The 3,606-nt window shown below is 39.8% G+C and carries 6 protein-coding genes; 1 reads left to right on the top strand and 5 read right to left on the bottom strand.

Annotation, left to right across the window (positions count from 1 at the left end; translation table 11 throughout):
* From F8N00_RS17025 to F8N00_RS17015, 3 genes are all read right to left on the bottom strand, one after another.
* On the bottom strand, window positions 1-528 hold a 528-nt coding region (locus F8N00_RS17025; RefSeq protein WP_421018648.1), incomplete at its 3' end, for an Imm26 family immunity protein.
* Window positions 529-567: 39 nt separating this feature from the next.
* Complete coding sequence (locus tag F8N00_RS17020) at window positions 568-1,254, bottom strand: hypothetical protein (RefSeq protein ID WP_421018647.1); 687 nt, start codon at window positions 1,252-1,254, stop codon at window positions 568-570.
* Between the two features lie 63 nt (window positions 1,255-1,317).
* The gene (locus tag F8N00_RS17015) at window positions 1,318-2,025 is read right to left on the bottom strand and encodes a hypothetical protein (protein WP_421018646.1); all 708 of its coding nucleotides are present in this window, start codon (window positions 2,023-2,025) and stop codon (window positions 1,318-1,320) included.
* Between the two features lie 87 nt (window positions 2,026-2,112).
* Between F8N00_RS17015 and F8N00_RS17010 the strand changes: the two genes are divergently transcribed.
* Window positions 2,113-2,535, top strand: a complete 423-nt coding sequence (locus tag F8N00_RS17010) for a hypothetical protein (protein WP_023468065.1) — start codon at window positions 2,113-2,115, stop codon at window positions 2,533-2,535.
* 92 nt (window positions 2,536-2,627) lie between these two features.
* Here the strand turns inward: F8N00_RS17010 and F8N00_RS17005 are convergent, their stop codons facing one another.
* Both F8N00_RS17005 and F8N00_RS17000 read right to left on the bottom strand, forming a co-directional pair.
* Window positions 2,628-3,008: a DUF5412 family protein gene (locus F8N00_RS17005; protein WP_058265355.1), complete on the bottom strand. Its 381-nt coding sequence runs from the start codon at window positions 3,006-3,008 to the stop codon at window positions 2,628-2,630.
* Between the two features lie 44 nt (window positions 3,009-3,052).
* Window positions 3,053-3,448 carry a hypothetical protein gene (locus tag F8N00_RS17000; RefSeq protein WP_421018645.1) on the bottom strand — a complete coding sequence of 132 codons (396 nt, stop codon included), beginning with the start codon at window positions 3,446-3,448 and terminating at the stop codon, window positions 3,053-3,055.
* Window positions 3,449-3,606: the final 158 nt, after the last annotated feature.

Genomic DNA, 3,606 nt, shown 5'->3' with positions numbered 1-3,606 from the left:
ATCTAAGCTAGGTACACTACCAAATAGTAATGGCGTCTCAAACGTTTCTTCCCGATGCCTTTTTCCGATCGTTTTCCATTCTCCTTCTCTTATTCCCTGTTGTCCTGTATCCATGATGATACAAGTCTCAGGCTTTTTTTGATCTAACTCGTAAAGGGAAAGAATCGTTTCTGTTCTAAGGTTGTAGTATTGAACGTATTTCATAGAATTTATTTCTCCACTCTCAAAGTTTTTATCTTTTGAGACTCTCATTTCTGCATATCCGTATCCTTCTAGTCGGGGTAACGGAATCGCATAGACAATTCCTGATGATAGATTCCAACGTACAGGCTTTTTTTTAGTTCGAATGGAAAGGGTCGAAATATCTCTTTCCTCATCTTCTCGTGTACTCAAAAGGCTATCTAATGCATGCTTCAGCAGGTATCGCCATTCCTCAATCAAAAATTCGTGATCCACTCTCTTTTCGAATTCTTGAAGTGTACTTCTCAATTGATTTACAAACAATTCTAATTGCTCTTTATTTTTCAATGTTTTGTATCCCCGTTAACTTATTATGAATTCTTAAAATCATTCATTATTTTTTAATCGTTCTTCATATTTGTATACAGCAGATAAATCACCACAGGTTGCAGAAGGATTTATCACCTCTCGTGCCTTTTCTTCTTCCACAAACATTCTTTCTCCATTGATACCTCGAGTAACATAGTAGTTTTCCCCATCAGAATTTAAACTAGGTACACTACCAAATAGTAATGGCGTCTCAAACGTTTCTTTTTCTCGATGCCGTTTTCCAAGTACGATCCATTCTCCTTCTGTAATCCCGTAATACCCCGTATCAATGATGATACAAGTCTCAGGATTCTTTTGGTCTAACTCCTGGAGCGAAAGAATTCTTTCTGTTCTAAGATTATAGTATTGGATGTAATCCATAGACTCTATCTTTCCAGTCTCATGATTCTCATCTTGCGAAATTCTCATCTCTGCATATCCATACCCTCCAAGTCGAGGTAAAGGAATGGCATAGACAACTCCAGATGATAAATTCCATCGCGAAGGTCTCTTTTTCATACGAATCGAGACGCTTGAAATCACTTGCTGTGTGTCTTCACGTGTGCTCAAAAGACTATTTAATCCGTTCTCCAGAAGGTACCGCCATTCCTCAATCGAAAATTTGCGTTCCATCTTCTTTTCGAATTCATAAAGTGTATTTCTTAATTGATTTACATGCTGTTCTAATTGTTCGGTCGATTCCATTGTTTTTTATCCTCCTGATCCATTACGCTAAAGATTATTACTTGATTAGCAGCATCTTTACTTTTAATTGCTGCGTTCATATTCAAAAATCGCCCATGGCAGCCATAAGACTGCTTCTGTCGCCTCACCTAATTCATTACAATAATCTGAGTAACGATCCGCTTCTTCGAACGTATGGATTAAACCATGGCTGTTTAGTGATAAGTTGAAATGGTTACTGAAATCGCGTTCCAGTCCGTTACACAAATACGAATGAAATGATCCCGAATCAAATCCTAACACTTCGTACCCGATTTTTTCGGAACCGTCCGTGTCAGGGCTGAGATGTTGTGATACCATTTTTTCTACTGCATAAGGCTCAGGGTTTTGACTACTAAAAGCCGCTATATCTTCAAGAAAATCCACTTTGTACTGTTCAGGCAAACCGATGCTGATGATACGTATGTCAGGGAGATGATTCAAAAAACGATCTACGAACGTTTGCGTGGCATTTAAGTTAGAGAACACTTGAGGAAACAACATATTTCCTGTCTTCCGATGTTCTTCTATCCATTGTTCGAGTAACTGAAAGGTGGTAAGTGAGAGACCAAGTTGCTTCATATAACGGTCTTTCTTTACTTCCGAGTTTCCCCATAAGATACTGATGTCAGGATAGTGTGTACAGATGCATTCACTTACGGATAGAACGGACTCATGAACAACAGCCTTGTCCATGTATTCTTTTCGAGGAGTTGGCAGAATAAGATAATATCCCGCAGATAGGTAGCTCATAAATTGGCTCCTTTTTATGTAAAATGAATTCAATGAGTGTATGTAATGGATTTGATTCGCTAAATTGAGTAGAAAGGAAATGAAAACATGGATAAAGAACAAGAAAGAGTGCTCGTCCAATCATTTTTTGTCAAGCGCGTTCAAGAGCGCGTTCTACATGAATTGTTCACGCCAAAAAAACGAGATATGGCGCTTCAACGGTTAGATCACCGGTATTTAAGCATGCTGAAGAATGATTACTTGATTGAAATTAAACCACCTAATTCATGGCCAGACGATACGTATGATTTGTTGAAACAATATGGTGCACCGGATACGTGCTATTGTCTATCAGAAAACGAGCTGATTAGCGGGAAAACGTTACCTCTCCGTGAGGCACTCGAACACGCCATCGGCTTTGGATTCGCCTCGATCATTTCTTGTATTCCAGGCGAATTGGCGTATTTCGAAGCGGAGCAATCTTTCGGTCCACCACCTCGCTATTTGTTGAAGAAACCAAGCAATCGTTAATCTTCATCCTTGCATGCTTGGTTTCTAACAAATACGTCACGTGGTCGTACGCCAAGATTTGTTGAATGCATACCATCATCCTCATGTTCCTCTTAGTCTGCTTCGTATATTCCCTCTCTGAAGTCATACACTTGACTCCATATCTTGATCTTAGTGCCATTGATCGTCACCGTATCCTTCGTCCACTTCACTTCTTTTATTTCGCGACAAGGATACTCCCAGTACATTCTGCGCTTTTCTCCGTCCTTGTTCTCCATAATGCCGAGCATCGCATAATCCACCGTCGCGCCACCATTCGCGCGGTAAAAGCGAATCGTGTACGCCTGATCGGGCGAGCTACTTTTTGAGATATACTCTTCTTTTGGTACAACATTGATATCAACCAAGAAAAATAGTCGGTAGATCGTCCACACGACATATATCGAAAGACTTACACCTGCTATAATTCCCGTTATCTTTAACTTTTTCCTCACTTTTCAAAACTCCAATTTTTATATATTCTTCAACATTCAATCGTTTAGTCGCCCCAAAAGCAAATCAACGTATTTTGATAGACCGACGCGATGCACATCCGCTTCAACAATTCTAAAAATTGATGTAGTTCCATGATTCGTTTATCTGATTGATGTATCATCCACGGCTCACTCGCATAATGATTCGCTTGATTCATCATCCACGCTTCCTTCGGTGTGCAATAGCGTTGAATAAGCAGCTCGCAAATTCCAATCAACTCGTTCACTTCTCTCACTCTAAACAACTTATCGCCGTAAGGATCGAGATCAATCAAGAGGTCACAGCGATTGGAGGTACTTGCGAATTCTTCTCTTAAAAAGCGTTGGACGTGACTCGAAAATGGGAGAATCTCTTTTTCGTTTTCTGGCACTTCTTTTAGACTCATACTGATCCCAAACATGATCGTCCTCCTTTATATCGTTCCTATGAATGTCAATCATAGTAGTCGATGCCTTCTCCTTTTGGTAGAAACGCTTTTACCTTGTCTTCACTATCAAAACAAGCTTCATTCGAAAACAGATAATAGCCCATGAAATCATGCTCCATTGTGATGAACGA

Origin of the sequence: Exiguobacterium sp. A1_3_1 (assembly GCF_048985645.1) — a bacterium.
GTDB lineage: Bacteria > Bacillota > Bacilli > Exiguobacteriales > Exiguobacteriaceae > Exiguobacterium_A > Exiguobacterium_A indicum.
The sequence above is the reverse complement of the archived record's forward strand: the minus strand, read 5'-3'. Positions and strand labels throughout refer to the sequence as shown.

Excerpts from the sequence above, each read along its gene's own strand:
- F8N00_RS17010 (WP_023468065.1), top strand. The coding sequence starts at position 2,113 with ATGGATAAAGAACAAGAAAGAGTGCTCGTCCAATCATTTTTTGTCAAG.
- F8N00_RS17000 (WP_421018645.1), bottom strand. The coding sequence starts at position 3,448 with ATGTTTGGGATCAGTATGAGTCTAAAAGAAGTGCCAGAAAACGAAAAA.
- F8N00_RS17020 (WP_421018647.1), bottom strand. The coding sequence starts at position 1,254 with ATGGAATCGACCGAACAATTAGAACAGCATGTAAATCAATTAAGAAAT.
- F8N00_RS17015 (WP_421018646.1), bottom strand. The coding sequence starts at position 2,025 with ATGAGCTACCTATCTGCGGGATATTATCTTATTCTGCCAACTCCTCGA.